Genomic DNA, 21374 nt, shown 5'->3' on the forward strand with positions numbered 1-21374 from the left:
CCGCTCAGGATGACGCATGATCTCGTTGCTGAGCGGACATTTGGTTACACGTTTGCTTTCTCTTCTTGAAATTGAAAGTAGTGTTTCGCATTGTCATAGCAAATTCCCTGAACAATGCTTCCCAGAAGCTCCATATCACGCGGCACTTCGCCGTTTTCCACCCATTCCCCGATCAAATTGCAGACGATCCGCCTGAAATATTCGTGGCGCGTATAGGAAAGAAAGCTTCTGGAGTCGGTGAGCATGCCGATAAAGCGGCTGAAAAGCCCGACGTTTGACAACGCTTTCATTTGCTCGAGCATCCCGTCTTTTGTATCGTTAAACCACCAGGCTGTACCGAATTGTATTTTTCCCGGGGTGACACCGTCCTGAAAACTGTTGATCATGCTGGCGATGACATAGTTATCATTTGGATTAAGTGAATATAAAATCGTTTTCGGCAGCTTGTTCTTCATCTCAACTGAGTTCAGCAGCTTATATAAAGGCTTAGCAATTTCTTCATCATTCATAGAATCATAGCCTGTATCAGGTCCAAGTCTCTTCATCATTTTTGTATTCGTGTTTCTTAAAGCGTTGATATGAAACTGCATCGCCCAATCGAGCTCCGCATACAAACCGCAAAGAAACTGAAGCGTATACGTCTTAAATTTCTTCTCATCTTCATAAGAAACCTCTGTTCCTTGTAATCTGTCAGAAAAAATCCGTCCCGCTTCCTCTTTTGTCGTTTCGGCAAATACCATCGAATCTATCGCGTGATCAGACACTCTGCCGCCGGCTGAGTGGAAGAATCGCACCCGTTTTTCCAGTGCCTTTAGAAATTCATCGTAGGTTGTAATCGATATGGCTGCGGCATCTTCAAGTGCCTGCACCCAATCAGGAAAGCCTTCACGATTGATCTCAAGTCCCTTATCCGGCCGAAATCCAGGCAGCACGCTGACAGGAAAATCTTTGACTTTTTTTAATAATAGATGGTATTCAAGAGAATCGACAGGATCATCAGTTGTGCAAACGACCTTTACATTTGATTTTACGATTAAATCCCTTGCCCCGAAGCCTTCTCCTTGAAGCAGTTCATTCGTCCGTTTCCATATAGCCGGCGCGGATTGCTCATTTAAAATCTCATAAATGCCAAAAAAACGCTGCAGTTCTAAGTGAGTCCAATTGTAGAGCGGATTGCCAATCGCCATCGGCACGGTTTTCGCCCAAGCCATAAATTTCTCCTCATCTGCCGCTTCGCCGGTAATGTATGTCTCTTCAATCCCATTGGCTCTCATGATGCGCCATTTGTAATGGTCTCCATACAGCCAAGCTTCCGTAATGTTTTGAAATGTCTTATTTTCATAGATTTCTTTCGGGCTTAAGTGGCAGTGGTAATCAATAATCGGCATGTCTTTCGCATAATTGTGATAGAGGCTGACAGCGGTTTCATTTTTCAGCAAAAAATTCTCGCCCATAAAGGGTTCCATGTCCTCACCGTCTTTCATTCTATTTCAAAATGTTAACGTTAACATTTTGATTTAATTTTATTTTACCTTTATATTCCTCTAGGATCAATCTCTTTTTTGAAAATGAAATGTTAACGTTAGCAGAAAAATAAAAAAAAGACATTGCCGGAAAGCATTCCGAAAGGAACGCTTTTGGCAATGCCCGAGTCCACAAAAAGGATTAGTAAGCCAGGCTGAAAAGTCCTTTAATGTGTGTTAAGTAGCGTACGTTACTTGCTTCTTTCATCAAGGAAGCAGGAAGACCTTTAAGCGGTGTAGAATTAGCACCAATGATGGCAACCGCGTCTTTGCGTCCGAGGCTTGCAAGTGTACCAGAGTTTACTGGCTTGAATGTTTCAAGCGTTTTGCCTTCTAAGTAAGCGAATAGGTTGTAACCGATCAGCTCACCCATTTGCCATGCGATTTGTGCAGTTGGCGGGTATGGACGGCCGTCTGGAGCGAAGTAAACTGCGCTGTCACCGGCAACAAATACATCTTCATGAGATGTAGATTGCAGGAAGTCATTTACTGTCGCGCGTCCGCGATTCACTTCAAGACCTGATTCACCGACTAATGGGTTACCTTGTACGCCGCCAGTCCAAACAAATGTGTTGGCAACAACTTTAGATCCGTCTTTCAGATCAATCACGTTTCCTTCTACATTTGTAACAGGAAGACCTGTTAAGAACTCAACGCCGCGTTTTTCAAGGCTTGCAGTCGCACGTTCGATAAGATCATCCGGAAGAACAGGAAGGATTTTCGGACCTGCTTCAACCAGTTTCAATTTGATTTCTTTATGGTCTACGCCGTATTTTTTCGCAAGGTTCGGCATGATATCAGCAAGCTCACCGACAAGCTCAACACCTGTTAAGCCGCCTCCGCCGATAAGGATTGTTGCATCAGCTTCGTTTTTCGTTTGAGAGTACTCGCGCACACGATCTTCAACATGTTGGAAGACTTTGTTCGCATCAGCAGCAGATTTCAATACCATGCTGTTTTCTTCAAGACCTGGGATGCCGAAGTAAGCTGTTACAGAACCAAGACCTACAACAAGCGCATCGTAAGATAATGTAGAACCGTCAGCAAGCGCAACTTCTTTTTTATCAACAGAGAAAGAGCTTACTTCCGCGATTTTAAGATCAATGTCTTTGCCTTTGAAAAGTTTTTCTAATGGCATTGCAACCGCTTTTTCAGACACGTTGCCTGCTGCAAGACGGTGTAATTCCGTAATGATTTGGTGAGTTGGGTATTTGTTTACCACAGTCACGCGTGCTTGTTCTTTTGTGTAATGTTTGCGAACTGTTAGAGCAGAAAGAACTCCGCCATAACCAGCGCCTAGAATGACAATATGTTTTGACATCGTATATCCTCCGTCCTTTATATCAATTTGAATCTGAGATTATTTTTGGTTTTCGCGTTCGTTCATGACTTCAAGGTAGCTGTTAGCAAAACGGAACAGCTTTTGAGCTTGAGGATCTTTCAGCATGCGCAACAGGCCGAAAAGACCAATCGTTTCGTTGCTTGCATCCGCGCGGTCTTTCGCTTCGATTGCAGTCGCAGCTACTTCTTTCGCTGTTTCTTTTACAGGCTCAAGAATTTCAGTGATAGCACCGACAGTGTCGCTTTTTAGCACTTCGTCAGTTGCTACAGACTGAGCGAAATCATAAGACTTCGTTAAAATATTCACTAACTCAGTCAGCTTCGGAAGCTGGTCAACTAAAACGGTCAGTGATTCTTGAACTTCCGGCTTTAACAGCTGATCAATAAGATCTTGCTGGCTTTGGCTGACAGACGCATTTGTTTGATCGATTGTTTCTGGCATATCCAATTCTCCTTTACTATAAGCAGTTTGCAGATTTTTTTGGAAAGGGTAGTGCCTCTCCCTGGTCTCATGCATGAAAGCATAAGAATAAGGATTGTGAATTCATGCACAATCATTTACAAAAATAAATGTTTACTACCCAGTTTTTCATCTTGCCATATTCAGTATTATTTTTATCTCAAAAATAAACAATTGAATAAGTCAAAAATCCTTTACTCTCTCTGAAAATAGCAAACACAAAAAACTCCAATTCGATTACCTTCTATATGATAACACTTTTTGAACAAAATTTGAACGTGAATTGCTTCGATTATGAAATTAATTTATATGGAGCCCATGTCATAACATTTCTGCGACACTAGTTATTGACAATCCAGCAATTTTCTCCCCTTCACTTTACCCATATTCCCAATAGAGGTTCTCTTTTTCCTGTGATCGGATCTTTCGCCGGCAATGACACCTGCTTGATCTGTTTCATCGCTTCCTCCCGTTCATTCGGCTCTCCCGTCTTCATATCATACTGAACGCCTCCCGGATAGGCGCCAACGACGGTAAAATCGGCGCTTGAGCTTAGCTTTTTATGGCCGACTCCAGCTGGAATCACGACTACGTCGCCGGATTTGAAAGGTATGGCGGCCCCTTTTTCTCCCCCAAATTGAATCACAGCCTCTCCCCTAACTGCAATCAGGACTTCATGCGTATTGCTGTGATAATGATGGTATGGAAAAACACTCCCTGACCAGCTGTTAGACCAGCCATGCCGGTTGACGATCCGCTCTGCCTGACCGGTGTCCTTGAGTGCGTTTTGATACACAACAAGCGGAAAATCAGGGTGATTCGGAATCCTGCCGTCATCCTGAAAGAAGTACGTCTGTGTCCTTGCTTCCAACAATCTCACCTCCATTTTTTGTCTTCCACACTTAGCGGTTCGCAAAACATGCTTATTTTCTCACGACTCCATTGATCTGTGCGATATCGAATAGTATAGTATAAAAAAATAATGCCAGAATGAGGGATATCATGAAAGCAATCGTTATCGGAATATTGGCTTCACTCTTTTTCGCTGTTACCTTTATTTTAAACAGAGCCATGGAGTTATCCGGAGGCAGCTGGCTTTGGAGCTCTTCGCTGCGCTTTATTTTTATGGTTCCGTTTTTATGTTTGATAGTCATCATGAGAGGGACATTCGCCCCTCTCTTACAAGAGATGCGGAAAAAGCCGTTCTTTTGGATTAAATGGAGCTTTGTCGGCTTCGTGCTTTTTTACGCGCCGATCACATTTGCAGCTGCATACGGTCCAGGTTGGCTCGTAGCCGGGACCTGGCAAATCACAATTGTAGCCGGTGTTCTGCTATCTCCATTTTTCTATGTCAAAAAAGACATGCCGGACGGGCCGCAGCTCGTTCGGCAAAAGATTCCCCTAGTTTCACTTGGCACTTCCGTGATCATCCTGATCGGAGCGGCACTGATACAGCTTCAGCATGCAGAATCGCTTTCTGGGAAGATGCTGCTTTTCAGTGTGCTGCCGGTTGTCATTGCGGCTTTTGCTTATCCGCTAGGAAACCGGAGAATGCTCGAAGAATACGGGGGCCGGCTTGATACATTTCAGCGTGTGCTGGGGATGACCTTGGCTAGCCTTCCATTCTGGCTTATAGTAGCAGCTTACGGCTGGTGGTCAGACGGCCTTCCGACAGCTGGCCAAACCGTTCAATCCTTTATCGTGGCCGTCAGCTCAGGCATCATTGCGACCGTTTTATTTTTCTGGGCCACTGATATGGTCAGAGACAATCCGCAAAAACTCGCAGCCGTTGAAGCAACTCAATCCGGTGAAGTGATTTTCGCGCTGCTTGGTGAAATTGTTCTACTGTCAGGCGTTTTCCCATCTCTTTTATCATTTGCCGGTTTATTCATTATTATAGCGGGGATGGTGTTACATACCTTCGCTTCACAGCCGGGAAAACCGAAAAAGAAAACACGGTCAAATCTGACCGCGTAGCATCTGCCGGAGAACGGGTGAAAGCCTGTTCTCCTTTATTTTTGCTACCAAAAGGCATCTGTTTCACGTTATAGTTAAATATAGTATAAGCCTACTTTACTGAAAGGTGATTATTGTAATGGAAGCAAACAATCAAACACAATACAAACCAGCCATCTCCTTCAGATCAGTCAAAAAAAGCTATGAACAAGACGGACAAACCTATGATGTATTGCAGGATGTCACCGGAGACATTCAACAGGGCACAATCGTGGCCGTTTTAGGTCCTTCCGGTTCAGGCAAAAGCACCCTCCTGTCCATGTGCAATTTAATGAGAACGCCTGACAGCGGCGAAGTAAATATATACGGAAAGGAAGTCCGAGAATGGAATGTCAATGAGCTGAGGCGAACGGCAGCCCTCGCATTTCAATCGGCGCCCGTCCTCGACGGGACAGTGCGTGATAATCTAAGTCTGGTCCAAAGGCTTCACCAATCACAGCTGTACTCCCCTGAAGAGCTCGCTTCTCTTACAGGGCTCCCGCCAGAGCTGTTAGACAGAAGCGCCAAGGACTTATCGGGCGGACAGCAGCAAAGGCTGTCACTAGCCAGAACGCTCGCAAATCCTTCCTCTATTCTATTATTAGACGAAATCACGTCGGCCTTGGACCCGGTTTCTGCTCTTGAAATTGAAAAGCTGATCAAACGTCAGCATCAAGAGAAAAAATGGACGGTCATGTGGGTGACTCATAATATGGAGCAGGCAAAACGAGTTGCCGATACCATTTGGTTTATGGCGGATGGACGGCTTCTGGAAACTGCAGCAACCGAAACATTTTTCTCCAATCCGCAACATGAAGCAGCGAGAGACTTTTTGAAGGGAGGCACTCGGTAATGGATTACCTTTCCCTCTCTTTAACGATGATCTTTGTTTTGATCGCCTTGTTTTTATCAAAATCCTTTAAAGCAGGCGTAGAAAAAGACATGATCATCGCCACCATCCGGGCCGCGGTACAGCTGCTTATCATCGGTTATGTACTGTCGCTGATTTTCCGCGGAGACCATCCCGTTTTTATCCTGCTGATGGTGCTGTTAATGCTGGCGGTGGCGGCGCAAAATGTCATCAAACGAAAGAAAAATACAATCGGCTCGTTTTGGAGAGTGTTCGCCGCGTTAGCGATTGTAGAAATTGTAACGCAGGGAATTCTGCTGTCTCTTCATATCATCCCGCTTACGGCCCGATATGTCATTCCGATCAGCGGAATGGTCATCGGAAATTCGATGGTGCTCTCGAGCCTGTTTTTAAACCGGCTCAGCTCAGAAGTCGAAGTTCGCAAAGAAGAAATTCAATTAATATTGTCTCTTGGAGGCACACCGAAGCAATCCATACAGCGTATTCTTACTTCTGCGATGAAAATGAGTATGATCCCGACGCTGGAAAGCCAGAAAACACTGGGGCTTGTTCAGCTTCCAGGCATGATGACAGGCCAGATTTTAGCGGGCGCGGACCCAATTCAGGCGGTTCGTTTTCAGCTCTTAATCGTGTTTACAACGATGGCGTCAGCGGCGCTGACATGTGTGATTTTAAGCGTGCTGACATACCCGTCATTATTCACCGCGCATCAGCAGCTGAAGCAGAATGGATGACAGACAAAAGCCGCTTTTCCCTTGGAAAGCGGCTTTTTGTACTGGTTATTCCTTTTCTTCATAATACTTGGACAGCTCAACAATCATCGCGCCCATCCGCTCAATCTCCGGCGCAAGCAGTCTCGTGATGCCTTCTTCCCGAAGTGCTTCAGCAGTCACTTTTCCGACAGCCGCAGCGATGGCGCGCTCTTCGAATACAGCCTTCACTTCATCAATATAGCCGTGCCCCTTGGCAAAATCAAACAGGGAACGAACCTGAATTGCCGTTGTAAAACAAACGGCGTCGATCTCACCGTTCATCAGCTCCCGGCATAACCGCTCCACCGTTTCCTCCTCTGGCGGGATGTGCTGATAAGGCAGAATCGGCAGGACAGACGCGCCCTTTTCTTCAAGAAATGCCATGAGGACCGGTGCTTTTTCTCCATGAAGCTGCACCATGACTGTTTTTCCTGAAAAGTCGTGAGGTTCCAAGGAACGGATTAAACCTCTTGTTGTCCCGTCTTCATCTGAAGCTTCCGGGGTGATCCCAAGCTTTTTCAGCGCAGCCAGCGTTTTGTATCCTCGGCATGCCGCTTTCGCTTGGCGAATGGCCTGCAGAAACTCATCTTTCAGACCGATTTTCTCTGCCATATCGACAAGAGTCTCCGTGCCGATGCCTGTCGTGAAAATAACCCAGTCAGCTTTTTCCTCCACAAACGTCCGCAAATCCGGCTCCACCTGCTTCTCTGCTAAGTAAACCGTGCCTTGGAGAGGCCGGATGACAGGAGTTCCGCCCTGTTTTTCAATGATCGTGCTGATTTCTTCCGTTTTTCGGGAGCCCCCGATTGCCACGCGCTTTCCATGTAACCCTTTTCCCATACCCGTTTCTCTCCTCTTTGCATAGGCTTTTTATGTATACAAGTTTAATAAAGCTATTGTGGCGCAAACCAAGGGAGAAATCAAGATAAACCCAAGCCTCTAAAATCCATTTGAATACACCTGAAGCTTGCTGTAATATAGACAGCAGATACGTTTGCTAACGGGGGATCGCCATGGAAACAAAAAAAGAAGAATATGAAACAAAAGGCTACGATACATCGATCGTTTACGAATTCAATGAATATCCGGACGTCCGCAGCGGGCGCTGCGATAACTGTGATTACACACTGTTCAAAAGCTCTGTAAAAGGCGGAAAATTTCTTAGAGAATGCCGGAGATGCGGGATGAAAAAAAATATTTAACAAAAAACCGAAATCTAATTTTTGATTTCGGTTTTTGTGATTTATTGCGGTACAGCGGATTTTTTCATAAACGCTTCAATCTCAGCTGCTGCACGCTCCGCTCCGCCTGCTTCTTTTACATCCTTTTGCATATTCTTGACGCGGCTGAGCACCTCTTGATCATTGGATACGGCCTGCACTGCTTCCTGTAGCTTGGAAACACTAACGTCCTCTTTCGGCAAATAAACACCAAGGCCTAATTCATCGACACGCTTAGCAGTGAGCTCCTGCTCATACATTTGCGGAATGACGACAAGCGGCACACCGGCATTCATCGCTTCCATCGTACTGTTCATTCCGCCATGAGAAATAAACAAATCGGCTTTCGCCAATACCTCAAGCTGGGGCACACTTTGGCGAATGGTAAAGTTAGCAGGGATATCATCCAAGCCTTCAGGATCAATCGATTTCCCGACCGACATGATCACTTGCCATGCAGAACCCCGAAATGCCTCGATGCACATCTTGTAAAATTCCGGCCAGGCGTTAAACGCCGTTCCCAATGAAATCAGCATAAGCGGGCGGTCACCCTTTTCAATTTTCAAACTTTCTTGTTCCGTCCGTTTTCCAAGGGAAGGGCCGACAAAACAGAACCGGTCATCGAACGTCTCATGCTGAATCTGAAATGACTTCGGCATAAAGACAATATTTAATGCTTCCGGCACAGCTAATTGTTCAAATGAAACAGCCGGCAATTGCTCTTGCTCCAAGTAAGCTTTAAATTCAGCCTCTGCTTCTCTTATTTTTTTCAGCATGTCTTCATTTCCGAGCTGAAAGGATTCATTTTGGGCATATGACGAACAGAGCTTAATGACCGGCACATTAAGCTTGTCAGCAAACAATTTTCCAGCCAGCGCGACAAAATCATAAATGATCAGATCAGGCTGATCATCCTTATATAAATCCTCAAGCTGCGGCAGAATGCTGAGTGATTCTTTCAAAAGACTGAGCGTCGCGTCATTCTTTTCCATCATCTCCCTGATTTGCTTAGGATCAATATTCAAGGATGTATGATAGATCAATGCTTCTCCACCGGCTTGCTGAACAGCGGGCGCAAACTCCTCAGTCGTCGCATACGTGACACGATGCCCTTTCTCACAAAGCTTTTCCACTAATGCAAGCGTAGGATTGACATGCCCGTACGCCGGGATATTGATCATCGAAATATGGTGCTTTTTCATGAATCTCCAGTCTCCTTATCTATTAAATTTTCACACGGAAGCTCTTTAATCCGTATATCACGCTGTTTTCAATCGGAGTGATACTGACGCTTTCCATATGAGGAAAAGCAGAAATCAAAGACGTTAACGCGATCTTTGCTTCAAGACGGGCAAGCGGTGCCCCAAGACAAAAATGGATGCCGTGTCCAAACGCGATATGCGGATTAGGATGGCGGTGAATATCAAACAGGTGTGCCCTGTCAAACTTCGTTTCATCACGATTTGCAGATGCCACAAAAGCCAGAACCATATCACCTTCTTTAATGAGATGTCCCCCGATCTCCGTATCCCGTTTGGCAATTCGCCTCAAAACCGGTGCAGGCGCCCTGAAACGCAGGGCCTCCTCAACAGCCTGAGGCACTAGTTCAGGATGGCTGCGAAGTTCATCATACACATCCGGCGTTTCTAATATGCTGTACATCGCATTTGAAATCAGGTTTGTCGTGGTTTCATTCCCAGCCACCAGCAGCAGCGTGCAAAACGGAACCAGCTCTTCTCCGGACAGCTTCTCGCCTGTTTCTTCCGCTTCCACTAAAATTGAAATGATGTCCTGTGCCGGTTTGTTCCGCTTTTCTTCAATGATGTTGGCAAAAAACACGGCCAGTTCTTCCTCGCACTTGTTTCGTTCTTCTAAAAAAGCTTTTTCAGCTTCTTCACTTTTATCCTTCGGCGTGCTGACCAGAAGATCAGACCATGTTTTAAACTGATCCATATGCTCCGAAGGCACTCCGAGCAGCTCAGATATCACGATAACCGGTAACGGATATGAAAAACCGTGAACAATGTCAAACTCCCTTCGCCCCTGAAATTTTTGAATCAGTTCATCTGTGATTTCCTGAATTCTCGGTTCCCATTGTTTCATCACACGCGGCGTGAAGGCTTTATTCACTACAGAACGGATTTGCGTATGCCTCGGTGGGTCCATGTTAATGATGGAATTTCCAATAGAACTCGACTGCTGCGGCATATAACTGGAAAACAGCTCTTTATCCCCAATGACTTTTTTGACATCATCATAAAGAAAAACGCTCCACACTTGGTTTTCTTCATCAAAGGAAACAGGCGCATCCTTTCTCATCGATTCGTACCATGGAAACGGATGATAAGCATCCTGTTTGTTTTTTCCATTGAGCAGCGCTCGCTGCAAGGCTTGCCGGCGGTTTAACACATTCATGCATTGTCACTCCCCTTGAAAGAATTCAGCAATTGACGTTCCATTTCACCTCTCGCTTTCGAAAAAGAGAGGGACTACCAAATATAATCAAATTGATAACAGCAGGCAGGCGATCACGATGTTCGATGCAGGCATCATATATTCCCCCTCGAATTTCGTTCATCTTACCATAATCTTTCAATTTTTTTCTATTCTGCACTGCTGTTTTGGCTCACAACGTGACCTTAGGCATAAGCACGCAAATCCAATATGCATTCAATTGCACCGCTCCAATCAGAAAATACCCCTATTTCCAACCAATAGCACTAACCTAAAAAAATGACTTTTCCATTATATAAAGCAAGCTGATTCTATGATTAAATAAAAGGTAAAAGGTGAAGGAGAGAACAACATGGCAGCACAGACTGATTTCAAAAAACAAGTTGTCGGCATCCTACTTTCACTTGCATTTGTATTGTTTGTGTTCTCTTTTTCTGAGAGACATGAAAAACCGCTTGTTGAGGGAAAAAAGCAGGAAAACTGGCATACTGTCGTTGACAAAGCCTCTGTCGAGATTTACGGCAGCCGATTAGTTGAAGAAAACAAATTAAAGCAAAAACTCGGCCATAAACAAGCCGATTCTATTTTGACCCTTCTGAAACTCGCCAATGAAAAACATATTGCGCTATAAAAAAGAAAGAGCCTTCCGGGCTCTTTCTTTGTTTAGTCACATATCGTATTCTTTTCTGGATGGCGCAAAAAGTCAAATAGCATGCTGAGCTGTGAAGGTGTGTTTCGTTTTGGAGAAAGCGGCGGGAGCCTGTCTTCCGGAAAAAAAGCGGTATGGTTCGTCTCAATTCCTGTTTCCCCCTGCCCGCCTGTTATGCTGCATTCAATGAATATCTTATAGTAATGATATGGCTGAGGCGGATGAGGGTGTTTATGGCTGTCTAGCACGGCCAGCAATCGGGACGGTTCAGTATCGTAACCCGACTCTTCTTTGATTTCTTTGATCACGTTTTCAGCCGGTGATAAACCAATCTCGCAAAACCCGCCCGGCAGTGACCACAGCTCATCATGCTTCTCCCGAACAAGCAAAATCTGATTCTCTCGAAATACTGCTCCGCGAACATCCGCTTTCGGTGTCGGATAGCCTATCTCGCCCTTCCATAAATCAGTGATAACTTCAATTTCCGCCTGAGAGTAATCCGCCATCATCTCTACGCTGAGCTTCATCAGCTCTTCGTACCTTTCCCTGTCATACACATCCTTGGAAAAAGCCAGCCCCGCTTGTGCGATTGCCCGAATCCGTTGTGCACGTTCTAGCCATTTGGTTTGCATAATTGATCACCTCACTACCATTTTATACTATCAATCTCTTTTAAAATAAAAAAAGCATGCTCCGATTTTCCGGTGACATGCTCAAAAGATACCTTAATTCAGTTTTACGAAATATGTAATATCCTCTGTTTCAAAATTTAAAAATGATGGATTATATGACAGATTAAGGTTTTTTTCTCCTTTTGGAATCACGAAACTGACTGTGCCTGTTACCTTTTTACCCGAGGCTAACTTTCCTGATTTAAGGCTTGTTTTCAGGTCAGCAGTAGATACTATGTTGGCTCTGATCGATTGATCTTTGCTGTCTTTCAATTCAAAACCGCCACTCGTATAATTGAAAGACTTGTCGCTTGTATTTTCGATCGTTACCTCAGCTATTAAAAATTCTTCATTATTATTTATTGTTTTTTCTTTGTCGCCAATTTTTGTCTTATACTCGCCTTGTTCTGCCGTCGTATATACTTTATTGACCGAGAAATTTGTGCTGGAAGCTTTAAAAGTTTCGCCTACTTTATGCACCTTTTCATCCGTTTTGATTTCTTTTTCCTCTGTTTTCTTTTCCGTTGCTGTTGCTTCTTTCTTTTCTGTCTTTTGCTCAGCTGACGCATCACTGGACTGGCTGCACGCAGAAAGCGCAAATCCAATCGTTAGCACAAACAAAATGAATAATGCTTTTTTCATTGCTGTTCCTCCATCTAAAGTAATCGTTTTCTATTATAATCACGCTTTTCCTTTTCTTAACAGGGAACAAAGTAACAAATTACTCTATCATATCCATTCATAGTATAGGTCAGCCAATGACATAGATATTTATCCTTTACTGGAAAAAATACTGGACAGGCCGGTGATGGCATATCATTTTCCAAAACAAAAAGCTTCTTTGTCTAGCTTCTAATTTGGGTGTTTATACCTAGTTCCCGAGGCTCATCTCACAAAAAACCCGAGCAGGCAGCAGCCGGCTCGGGCAGGTGATCAATCTCGCTTATTCATTTCCCTTTTCTCTCGGGGTTCCTGATGATGTTTTTGGTGCTCGGGAGGCTGAGTCGTGCGTTCCAGCTCCTTTGTATCTTGTCCCATTCCTTTTAAAAAGGAGAAAAGCAGTGTAACTGCTTTGTTGATTTCCGGGTCTTTGAGCGAGCGGATGATATCAAAATAACCTGTTTTCTCTTCGCTGTCCTTCTGTTCCACCGCGTTTGCCACACCCGCATTCACTTTCAAAATGAGGGGCTCCAGCTGTTTCACATCCAGCATGCCTAGCGTTCCAAACAGAAGAAGCAAATTTTTCAACGTATTGGCTGTTTCCTCTGTATCTGCCTTTTTCACTAAGATGTCAAGGACTTTATCTCCTTGGCCAAAAAGGCCGCGGAGCAATGGCAAAACACCACGCTCGGTCATGTGGCCAATCATATGCAGCGTTTCAAGAATGGCTTCCTTATTCTCGACTAATGCATCTTCAATTTCTTTCATATCACGCTTTCTCTGATCCTCTTCGGTTATCTCGATTTTCTGAATTCGTTTAATCGCTTTAGCCATTATGCCCAATCCCCCTTTTCACAGCGTCGCCAGGGAAAATATAATCCTTCCGCGCCCATTTCTTTTGTACCTGCACACCGATTTGCGGCTGCGGATTGCCGTTGCGGTGATTGATCTTAGGCAGCGGATTGCTTCCGTCGTACTTCAAAATTTCCATCTTGGCTGATGTTTCTTTATAAGCAGGCGTATCGGTATCCTTATCGGCATGGCTGCCTGTTAACAGGTTGATCGCTGCTTCCCCTGAATCGTTCATTGGCAGGTATACTTCCTTCCCTTTGACACGATCAGTGATCACGCACTTCACTTTGACATTTCCAAAAGGCGATGTGAGTCTGACAAGGGTTCCGTCCTGAATCCCCCGTTCTGCCGCGAGTTCAGGAGAAATTTCTAAGAACACTTCCGGTGTTTTCTTCGAAATGCCTTTTGATTTGTAGGTCAGGTTCCCTTCGTGGAAATGCTCCAAGAGCCGCCCATTGTTGACGTGGATATCATATTCCTCACCGAACTCTTCAGGTTCTGTCCACTGAACAGGATAGAGAATGGCTTTGCCGTCTGGGAAAGGGAAGCGCTCAGTAAAAAGTAAAGGCGAATCCTTTCCATCAGCGCTTACAGGCCATTGCAGGGAGTTGTACCCTTCAAGGCGCTCATAGGTGACGCCGGCATAAATCGGCGACAGCATGGCTGCTTCCTCCATAATGTCTCCAGGGTGCTCATAGTGCCAGTCAGCACCGAGCTTATTGGCAACCTCCATAATAATCTGCCAGTCAGGCTTTGATTCGCCCAGCGGTTCAAACACCTGATACAGCCGCTGAATACGGCGTTCAGTGTTTGTAAAGGTTCCCTCTTTTTCAAGGCTTGGGCTCGCAGGAAGAACAACATCAGCAAACTCAGCTGTACGTGAAAGGAAAATATCCTGCACCACAAAGAAATCAAGCTTTTCATATGCGGCGTGTACATGATTGATATTGGAATCGACCAGACCCATTTCTTCACCTTTTACATACATCGCTTTCAGCTGGCCGGAATGGATTTTTTCGATCATCTCGTGGTTGGTCATGCCCGGCTCCTTCGGCAGTGGTACACCCCACGCCCGCTCGTATTTTTGGCGGACTTGTTCGTCCGTCACTTTTTCATACCCCGGCATTCTGTCAGGCATGCTTCCGAAGTCACTTGCTCCCTGGACGTTGTTATGGCCGCGCAGTGGGTAAGAGCCTGCTCCCGGTTTTCCGTAGTTTCCTGTCACAAGCAGCAGATTTGAGATTGCCGTGCTTGTGTCACTTCCGCCAATATGCTGTGTCACGCCCATTGCCCACAAGGCGCACACACTGTCAGCCTGACCAATCATCTCTGCCATTTGGATGAGGGTTTCTTGATCAATTCCGGTTTTCTCCTCGGCATATTCAAGGGTATACGGTGCCAGGCTTTTCACATATTCATCCCGTCCGTTCACTCTTTCCTGTAAAAAGCGTTCATCGGCCTTGCCGTTTTCAATCAAAAATTTGGCGATGGCATTCAGCCAGACGATATCTGATCCGGCACGCGGCTGGACAAATAAATCTGAACGCTCTGCCATTTCGTGTTTTCTGATATCCGCTACGATCACTTTCTGCCCTCTCAGCTTATGAGCCCGTTTAATGCGAGTGGACAAGACCGGATGCGACTCAGACGTGTTCGAACCGATAATCAACACAAGGTCCGCTTGCGCGATATCTGTAATCGACCCTGAGTCACCGCCATAGCCGACTGTCCGGAAGAGGCCGGCAGTCGCAGGAGATTGGCAATAGCGCGAGCAGTTGTCCACATTATTTGTGCCAATGATCCCTCTCGCCAGCTTTTGCATGAGGTAGGATTCTTCGTTTGTACATTTAGATGATGTAATAAAGGCAAGTGAATCCGGGCCAAACTCTTCTTTTAAATCCGTGAACTTGCTGGCGATCAGTGATAACGCCTCCTCCCACTCCGCTTCACGGAAATGGTCGCCTTCGCGGATCAGCGGCTTTGTCAGGCGTTCCTCACTATTCACGAAATCCCAGCCGAACTTTCCTTTCACACAAGTAGAAATGCCGTTGGCCGGCGCTTCCTCCTGCGGCTCAACTTTCAGAATGTCTCTGCCCTTTGTCCAGACATCAAAGCTGCAGCCGACACCGCAATAGGTGCAGACGGTTTTCGTTTTTTTGATTCGCTCATCACGCATGGCGGATTCCATATCAGAAATGGCGAGAATCGAGCCGTAACCTGTCTCTACGCCTTTCGTGATCTCAATCATCGGACGCAGTGTTTTGTCATTGATGCCTGTTAAATACCCGGCTTCCCCTTCCATTCCTTTTTCCATCATCGCGTTACACGGACAGACGGTAGAACAGTGGCCGCATGATACACAAGATGACTCATTGATCGGCACATCATTATCCCAAATGACGCGGGGGCGTTTCCGCTCCCAGTCAATGGTCAGTGTTTCAGTTACCTGAACGTCCTGGCACGCTTCGACACAGCGTCCGCACAAAATACATTGATCTGGATCATACCGGTAAAACGGATGAGATTCATCCTTATGGTAAGGCTTCTGGTCAAACGGGATGCTTTGGTGATTGATTTTCATTTCCTTCACCGTATTATGTATTTCGCATCCTCCGTTGTTGTAATCGCAAACTGTACAGTAAAGCTCATGATTATATAAAATCTTGTCCATCCCGATGACCTGCGCTTTTTTCACATCAGGCGAAAGCGTATCAATGACGTCGCCATCCTTTAATTCAGCGGAGCACGACCTCTTCAGCTCGCCATTGATGCTGACGATGCACGTATCGCATGTTTCAATCGGCCCTAAGCTTGGATGATAGCAAACTTGTGGCACTTCAATCGAACTGTTATTCAAAAGCTGAAGCACCGTCTGTTCTTCGGATGCTTCCATTTCAACGCCGTTTATTGTGATTTTTTTCTGTTCAGCCATCTCCATTCCCCTTTCTTGCTTGTGTATATACCGAATTACCCAGTTCTCTTCCCTTGCAAGGGATCAATAAAACATACAAAGCGCACTCACATGTTTTATTGCATCATCACCGGGAAACGAGAGGGTAGATGAAAAAGGAGGGATCAGCATGAAAAAAGCAATGTCTGTTCTAACCGTGGCAGCAGCACTGACAGGCTCTCTTTCCGGCTTTGGGGCGGCGTCCTTTTCAACACCGGCAAACGCCGTAACTCAAACAACCTCGCTCTCTGAAAACACAAACCAATCAGCCGCCGAGCTTGTCAAAAATCTTTACAACTCCGCCTACACAGGGGAAATGCCTCAGCGGGTGCAAGGCCTTACCATCAACAAAAGCACGAAAGGTGATGTTCATGCTACATTAGGGGAACCCGAACGACCGTCCCGAGGAGACAATCGGTTTGATTTATATCACTGGAATATGGGGAACCCAGGCTACGGATTTTCCTATCATAAAGACATGACCATTTCAGAAATCCGCTACTTTGGAACCGGTGTCGAACGGCAGCTGAATTTAGGCGGAGTTACCCCGGAAATGCTGCGGAATGAAATAGGCCCCGCGAATCGAGTGTTAACCGTCCCGTTTACCGATGAAATCGACTATGTATATGACACAGGCCGATATGAACTTCATTTTGTAATTGGCAAGGACCAGACCGCTGACCATGTAAACCTTAAAGCAAAATAAACCCATCATGCGGCTGTTCAGCGCTTTTTTATTGGACAAATAGAAGATATATTCCTTACAATACATGGGAGATGAAGCAGAGACGGGGTATCAATTCTCAATGAAGCGAAATCGATGGATATATGTAGCTGTCACCATTCTGATCATGGTGCTGGGGCTGGGATCAAGAGCGTTCTCCAATGTTCTGCCCAATACCATCAATACTTATCTGGGAGACTCGCTTTGGGCTGCCATGATCTTTACGGGATGCGGGTTTCTATTTCAGAAAATGAAGACAATGTTGTCGGGCATTATCAGTCTTTCTTTCTGTTTTATCATTGAAATCAGCCAGTTGTATCACGCCGAGTGGATCGACCGGATCAGAGACACTTCTCTTGGCGGGCTTGTACTGGGGTACGGATTTTTATGGAGCGATATCGAAGCGTATACGATTGGAATTGCCTTTTGTGCCGCCATAGAACTGCTGGCTCTGGGGATCAAAAAGCGCCGCTATATGTGACGCTTTTTTCATTTGGAAAACAGCCCGCACTGAGACAGAATGGTCTCCGCATCCAAGAGCGTGGCCTCGCTTATCGTGACTTGATGCTTATCCATAAATGACTGAACGGCGTGATATCCAACGGCATAACCCGCAAAAGCCGATAATCCGGCAGGCTCAAAGCCTTGGACTTTCGCAATTGGATCACCAAACATATAACGGCTTACTTCCGAAAAGCCTTTCACATCCAGCACCTCATTGATGACTTCAATGGAATACTGCAAATCTTCTTGATCAAAGCGTGTTACCCAAGGACCCAATTGAGCCTCGCCAAACAGCTCTCTGGCAAATGATTCAGCCAACCCTTCAATCACAAGATAATCTCCGACACTCACAGAGCCATGATGAAAATCAACATACGAAAACCGCAAATTATGATGAAACTCATGAGCAATAATTGAAGGTATCCTTGGCAGGTTATAGCTGTTCGGATTCACCCATACATGTATAAAGCCCGGTATCCCGCCAAATCCGCAGTAGCCTTTTTGCAGCTGAAGCTTATTTGGATCGGCGATGTAAAGGCCGAATTTGATCTCGTCTGCATTCACCCGCAGCTGTTCGCGCTCTGCAAAATAGATACATTGCCGGAGCGCAGATTCAGCTGTCTCTGCAGCATGTGATTCTTTCAGTATCCTTAATGCTTGCTGCCCGGCTTCAGCATCACGGACATCCAAATAACCAAGCATTTTCACAGCCATGATTACATCATAGCCGTTCGGCTCCTTCGCTCTCAGGGGAACTTGGATGGCGCTCCACATCTTTTCAAACGGCCTCATCATCATATACCGAAATTCATCCTCTCTTTTCTCTTCTACCATTGAAAACAGCTTTTCATATTGCTCAAAGGTCTTTTCCATTGCAAGATTCATCCTGATTCCCCCCTTGTCAAAAACATACGGTATGCCGCAGCGAAAGGGTCAACAGGGAAAATTAAGCCATTTTTCACTGTAAAATCATCCAAAGCCGCCGATAGGTAAGGCATAGGAGGTGGAACGATGGATATTCCTGCTTTATCAGTTGCGATGCACCAAGCATCCCTTGCCCAAAATGTTGATATCGCCTTAACGAAAAAAATGCTGGACACCGCCCAGCAAAATGCCGATCAAACCTTAAAGATGATTCAGCATCCGACGTTCGGACAAACCATTGATATAAAAGGTTAACCCCCACACCAAAGGCGGCCAAGAACTCCATCCTCCCGGCCGCCTTTATTGTTCACAAAAAAGCATGCATGTTTTGATTGTTCCTCCGTATGATTTATTGTTTGCCATATTAAGGAGGTCATAAAGGACATGAAAAAACTGTTTACGAAGGCTTCATTGGTGTTATTCGCAGTTGTATTTGTTTTTGCCGTCAAAGGAGCGCCCGCCAATGCGGAAACCCATGCCTATGATGGAAAAAGCCCTTATTACAATGATTGTGCGTCCAGCGGCTCTACAAAAAAATCCTCAAACTTAGTGAATGCCAACAATCAAGTCATCGGAGTAGTCGAGCTTAAATTCAGCAGTACATGTAAAACGGCTTGGGCAAAAATCACGATGAATCATACATTGACGTCAGGCTTTGAAGCAAATGCGGAGATTACCCGAAACACGGACGGAAAGAGATATAATTGTGATTCTGCAGGCGGCAATGGAAAAGCGGTGGCCGGGCAAAAATCTTGTTATACACCGATGGTATATGATTTAGATCCAAGGACTTCTTACGCTTTTGGCAAGTATTCAGGACCCAACCTGAATGTTTGGGCCACCACAGGCTCTTATTAAAAAGAAAAAAGGCTGTCCGGGCAATATCCGCGGCAGCCTTTACGTATTAATTTGCTTCTCTTTGTTTTTTAACCTCTTCAAGCTGAGAGACCGTCACCAATTGATAGCCTTGATCAGTGAGCTTTTTGATAATTTCATCGGCAGCATCAGCAGAGGTGCGGTAAATGTCGTGAATCAAGATGGTTCTTCCATCTCCCGCCTGACTCATGACACGGTCAACGATTGTTTTTATGTTTCGGTCTTTCCAATCTTCCGGATCAACATCCCATAACGCGACATCCATTTTCAATTGACTCCGCAGCTCATCATTAATCCCGCCGTATGGAGGTCTTACAAGCGTCGGGCGGTATCCGCTTATTTTTTCAATGATATCTTGCGTGTCATTGATTTGCTTTAACGCCTCTTTCACTGAAAGCCTTGTGAGAAGCGGATGGCTCCACGAATGGTTCCCCACCTCATTTCCTTCCTTTAGCATTCTTTTTAGCGTTTCCGGATAATATTGCACCCTGCTCCCGAGAACAAAAAACGTGGCATGTCCCTTATATTTCTTCAAGGAGTCCAGAATCTGATTTGTTGTCGCAGGATTCGGGCCGTCGTCGAAAGTAAGCGCAATGACTTTTTGATTTGGATCAACCGCTTCTTCTTTGGGCAAAGAAATTACTTCATGCTTCGGCTTTTTCTCTTTGATTTTATTTTTGTTTTTTGCTTTATCAATATATTGTTCTTTCACGATGTCTTTCAAAAGGCTTTTCTTAATGGCAATCGATTGCTCTCCAAGATAACCTGCTGCGACCTGATATGTATCAAAATAAAATTCGATATAATCTTCCTTGATGGCAAAGCGGCTGAAATTATCTGTTTTCGGTGCCGTTCCTTCCTTTAACAGCGCATCGTCTGCAGCAATGTCCTTATCCTTTTTCAGCTCATGATAAGCGATTAACGAGAGCTTATGTAAATAGTCAGCGTCCTCTTTGAAAATATCATCGATTGAAAGAAAAGCTTGTTTACTAAAATCATAGTTGAACGTTTTTTTCACAGTTTGCCCGTGTGCACCGCCGATATATTTATATTCATTAAATACAATCGCTACAGTCTGCTTGGCATAATGGACAATTTTATAATCAACATTTAATTCGTTGCGCTTTGTCGTATGTTCCTGGTCAACGTCTTTTGTTTCCTTCTGAAATTGGCGAACCTCTTTCTCTGCGAAACTCTTTAATACCGAATCCATTTTTTTATTTTTGAAAACGGGATAGTTGACCGCATAATTGAAGGTTTTCCCGTCATTCACAAGCGTTGCGATCTCCACATTCCCATACTGAGAATCAGTTTTCACTTTATTCATAACCGTTTCTTTTTTTAATGAATTATGAAAAAAGCCGATAAGGCCCGCCACACATACGACTGCTATTAATACATGAAACCATTTGATTCTTTTTGCCAACAACCCAAATTCCTTCTTTCATAACCGTTTCGATTTATTTTTCATCAGTTAGAACTGTATCTATTTAGAAATACTTTTGTAACATTAGAGTAACATTTATTTCACATTTGTAATACTATGAGATTTAGAAGTTCTTGTCAATCCTTTTTCAGGGATTTCATCATAAAAAAAATCCGATTTCTCGAATGTACATACACCCAACCTAAACATCAAGAATATGGTAAAAGGAATAAAAAAACTAGGGAGGTTTTCCTCTTGGATTATCCTTTGAATGAACAGACATTTGAACAAATTACACCTTATGATGAAAGACAGCCTTATTATTATCAGCGCCCGAGACCGCCATTTTATCCGCCTTATTATTACCCAAGACCGTTCTATCCGTTTTATCCGCGTCCGCCTTACTATTACCCGCGCCCACGCCCGCCTTACTACCCTTGGTACGGTTACGGCGGAGGATATGGTGGAGGATACGGCGGAGGATACGGATACTAAACGCCGTTTACCAAAATGGGGGCAGTC

At 44.9% G+C, this 21374-nt stretch carries 23 protein-coding genes; 10 read left to right on the forward strand and 13 right to left on the reverse strand.

Going from position 1 to position 21374, the window contains the following annotated elements; all coding sequences use genetic code 11:
- Positions 1-44: 44 nt before the first annotated feature.
- From uxaC to AC0DBE_RS08590, 4 genes are all read right to left on the reverse strand, one after another.
- Positions 45-1466, reverse strand: coding sequence for a glucuronate isomerase (gene uxaC / locus AC0DBE_RS08575; RefSeq protein ID WP_087987218.1), 1422 nt, complete (start codon positions 1464-1466; stop codon positions 45-47).
- Positions 1467-1665: 199 nt separating this feature from the next.
- Complete coding sequence (locus AC0DBE_RS08580; RefSeq protein WP_003239165.1) at positions 1666-2844, reverse strand: NAD(P)/FAD-dependent oxidoreductase; 1179 nt, start codon at positions 2842-2844, stop codon at positions 1666-1668.
- A gap of 39 nt (positions 2845-2883) precedes the next feature.
- On the reverse strand, positions 2884-3306 hold the full coding sequence (locus AC0DBE_RS08585) for a DUF1641 domain-containing protein (protein WP_003239166.1): 423 nt from the start codon (positions 3304-3306) through the stop codon (positions 2884-2886).
- A gap of 391 nt (positions 3307-3697) precedes the next feature.
- Positions 3698-4195, reverse strand: coding sequence for a cupin domain-containing protein (locus AC0DBE_RS08590; RefSeq protein ID WP_472961804.1), 498 nt, complete (start codon positions 4193-4195; stop codon positions 3698-3700).
- A gap of 131 nt (positions 4196-4326) precedes the next feature.
- Between AC0DBE_RS08590 and AC0DBE_RS08595 the strand changes: the two genes are divergently transcribed.
- The 3 genes from AC0DBE_RS08595 (at position 4327) to AC0DBE_RS08605 (ending at position 6924) form a co-directional block, all read left to right on the forward strand.
- Positions 4327-5301, forward strand: a complete 975-nt coding sequence (locus tag AC0DBE_RS08595; protein WP_072566123.1) for a DMT family transporter — start codon at positions 4327-4329, stop codon at positions 5299-5301.
- 118 nt (positions 5302-5419) lie between these two features.
- Complete coding sequence (locus tag AC0DBE_RS08600; protein WP_472961806.1) at positions 5420-6172, forward strand: ABC transporter ATP-binding protein; 753 nt, start codon at positions 5420-5422, stop codon at positions 6170-6172.
- A complete protein-coding gene (locus tag AC0DBE_RS08605) occupies positions 6172-6924 on the forward strand; it encodes an ABC transporter permease (protein WP_014113440.1) in 753 nt (250 codons plus the stop codon). Before AC0DBE_RS08600 ends, AC0DBE_RS08605 begins: the two co-directional genes overlap by 1 nt.
- A 45-nt stretch (positions 6925-6969) precedes the next feature.
- Here AC0DBE_RS08605 and AC0DBE_RS08610 read toward each other — a convergent pair whose 3' ends face one another.
- The gene (locus AC0DBE_RS08610; RefSeq protein ID WP_061187254.1) at positions 6970-7782 is read right to left on the reverse strand and encodes a uroporphyrinogen-III synthase; all 813 of its coding nucleotides are present in this window, start codon (positions 7780-7782) and stop codon (positions 6970-6972) included.
- Between the two features lie 173 nt (positions 7783-7955).
- Here AC0DBE_RS08610 and AC0DBE_RS08615 point away from each other — a divergent pair, with 173 nt between their 5' ends.
- Positions 7956-8144 (forward strand): DUF8096 family protein, encoded by a 189-nt coding sequence (locus AC0DBE_RS08615; protein WP_014113438.1) that lies wholly within the window; start codon positions 7956-7958, stop codon positions 8142-8144.
- Between the two features lie 41 nt (positions 8145-8185).
- On the opposite strand, the gene AC0DBE_RS08620 is transcribed toward AC0DBE_RS08615, so the two are convergent.
- Both AC0DBE_RS08620 and yjiB read right to left on the reverse strand, forming a co-directional pair.
- A complete protein-coding gene (locus tag AC0DBE_RS08620; RefSeq protein ID WP_090557697.1) occupies positions 8186-9364 on the reverse strand; it encodes a glycosyltransferase in 1179 nt (392 codons plus the stop codon).
- 22 nt (positions 9365-9386) lie between these two features.
- Positions 9387-10577, reverse strand: a complete 1191-nt coding sequence (gene yjiB, locus AC0DBE_RS08625) for a monooxygenase YjiB (RefSeq protein ID WP_472961809.1) — start codon at positions 10575-10577, stop codon at positions 9387-9389.
- 391 nt (positions 10578-10968) lie between these two features.
- Here yjiB and AC0DBE_RS08630 point away from each other — a divergent pair, with 391 nt between their 5' ends.
- A complete protein-coding gene (locus AC0DBE_RS08630; protein WP_061187251.1) occupies positions 10969-11247 on the forward strand; it encodes a hypothetical protein in 279 nt (92 codons plus the stop codon).
- 32 nt (positions 11248-11279) lie between these two features.
- Here AC0DBE_RS08630 and AC0DBE_RS08635 read toward each other — a convergent pair whose 3' ends face one another.
- The 4 genes from AC0DBE_RS08635 to fdhF all read right to left on the reverse strand — a co-directional run bounded on the left by AC0DBE_RS08635 (position 11280) and on the right by fdhF (position 16380).
- The gene (locus AC0DBE_RS08635; protein ID WP_472961812.1) at positions 11280-11897 is read right to left on the reverse strand and encodes an NUDIX hydrolase; all 618 of its coding nucleotides are present in this window, start codon (positions 11895-11897) and stop codon (positions 11280-11282) included.
- A 93-nt stretch (positions 11898-11990) separates the two neighbouring features.
- Entirely contained in the window at positions 11991-12578 is a 588-nt protein-coding gene (locus tag AC0DBE_RS08640; protein ID WP_014113433.1) for a DUF4352 domain-containing protein, read from the reverse strand.
- 291 nt (positions 12579-12869) lie between these two features.
- Positions 12870-13430 carry a helical membrane plugin domain-containing protein gene (locus AC0DBE_RS08645; protein WP_409509617.1) on the reverse strand — a complete coding sequence of 187 codons (561 nt, stop codon included), beginning with the start codon at positions 13428-13430 and terminating at the stop codon, positions 12870-12872.
- Positions 13423-16380, reverse strand: coding sequence for a formate dehydrogenase subunit alpha (gene fdhF, locus AC0DBE_RS08650; RefSeq protein WP_088679488.1), 2958 nt, complete (start codon positions 16378-16380; stop codon positions 13423-13425). Before fdhF ends, AC0DBE_RS08645 begins: the two co-directional genes overlap by 8 nt.
- A 148-nt stretch (positions 16381-16528) precedes the next feature.
- Between fdhF and AC0DBE_RS08655 the strand changes: the two genes are divergently transcribed.
- Positions 16529-17104 carry a YjgB family protein gene (locus tag AC0DBE_RS08655; protein ID WP_472961815.1) on the forward strand — a complete coding sequence of 192 codons (576 nt, stop codon included), beginning with the start codon at positions 16529-16531 and terminating at the stop codon, positions 17102-17104.
- A 100-nt stretch (positions 17105-17204) separates the two neighbouring features.
- Positions 17205-17603 (forward strand): ribosomal maturation YjgA family protein, encoded by a 399-nt coding sequence (locus AC0DBE_RS08660; RefSeq protein WP_472961817.1) that lies wholly within the window; start codon positions 17205-17207, stop codon positions 17601-17603.
- A gap of 8 nt (positions 17604-17611) precedes the next feature.
- Here AC0DBE_RS08660 and AC0DBE_RS08665 read toward each other — a convergent pair whose 3' ends face one another.
- Entirely contained in the window at positions 17612-18511 is a 900-nt protein-coding gene (locus AC0DBE_RS08665; protein ID WP_457895823.1) for a DUF2268 domain-containing putative Zn-dependent protease, read from the reverse strand.
- 126 nt (positions 18512-18637) lie between these two features.
- Here AC0DBE_RS08665 and AC0DBE_RS08670 point away from each other — a divergent pair, with 126 nt between their 5' ends.
- Together AC0DBE_RS08670 and AC0DBE_RS08675 are read left to right on the forward strand one after the other, a co-directional pair.
- Positions 18638-18805 (forward strand): YjfB family protein, encoded by a 168-nt coding sequence (locus tag AC0DBE_RS08670; protein WP_472961819.1) that lies wholly within the window; start codon positions 18638-18640, stop codon positions 18803-18805.
- 129 nt (positions 18806-18934) lie between these two features.
- Entirely contained in the window at positions 18935-19408 is a 474-nt protein-coding gene (locus AC0DBE_RS08675; protein ID WP_014113426.1) for a YjfA family protein, read from the forward strand.
- 46 nt (positions 19409-19454) lie between these two features.
- Here the strand turns inward: AC0DBE_RS08675 and pdaC are convergent, their stop codons facing one another.
- On the reverse strand, positions 19455-20855 hold the full coding sequence (pdaC, locus tag AC0DBE_RS08680; RefSeq protein WP_472961821.1) for a peptidoglycan-N-acetylmuramic acid deacetylase PdaC: 1401 nt from the start codon (positions 20853-20855) through the stop codon (positions 19455-19457).
- A gap of 252 nt (positions 20856-21107) precedes the next feature.
- Here pdaC and cotT point away from each other — a divergent pair, with 252 nt between their 5' ends.
- Positions 21108-21347 carry a spore coat protein CotT gene (cotT, locus tag AC0DBE_RS08685; protein ID WP_061187246.1) on the forward strand — a complete coding sequence of 80 codons (240 nt, stop codon included), beginning with the start codon at positions 21108-21110 and terminating at the stop codon, positions 21345-21347.
- Positions 21348-21374: the final 27 nt, after the last annotated feature.

Source organism: Bacillus sp. VA15 (assembly GCF_055721145.1).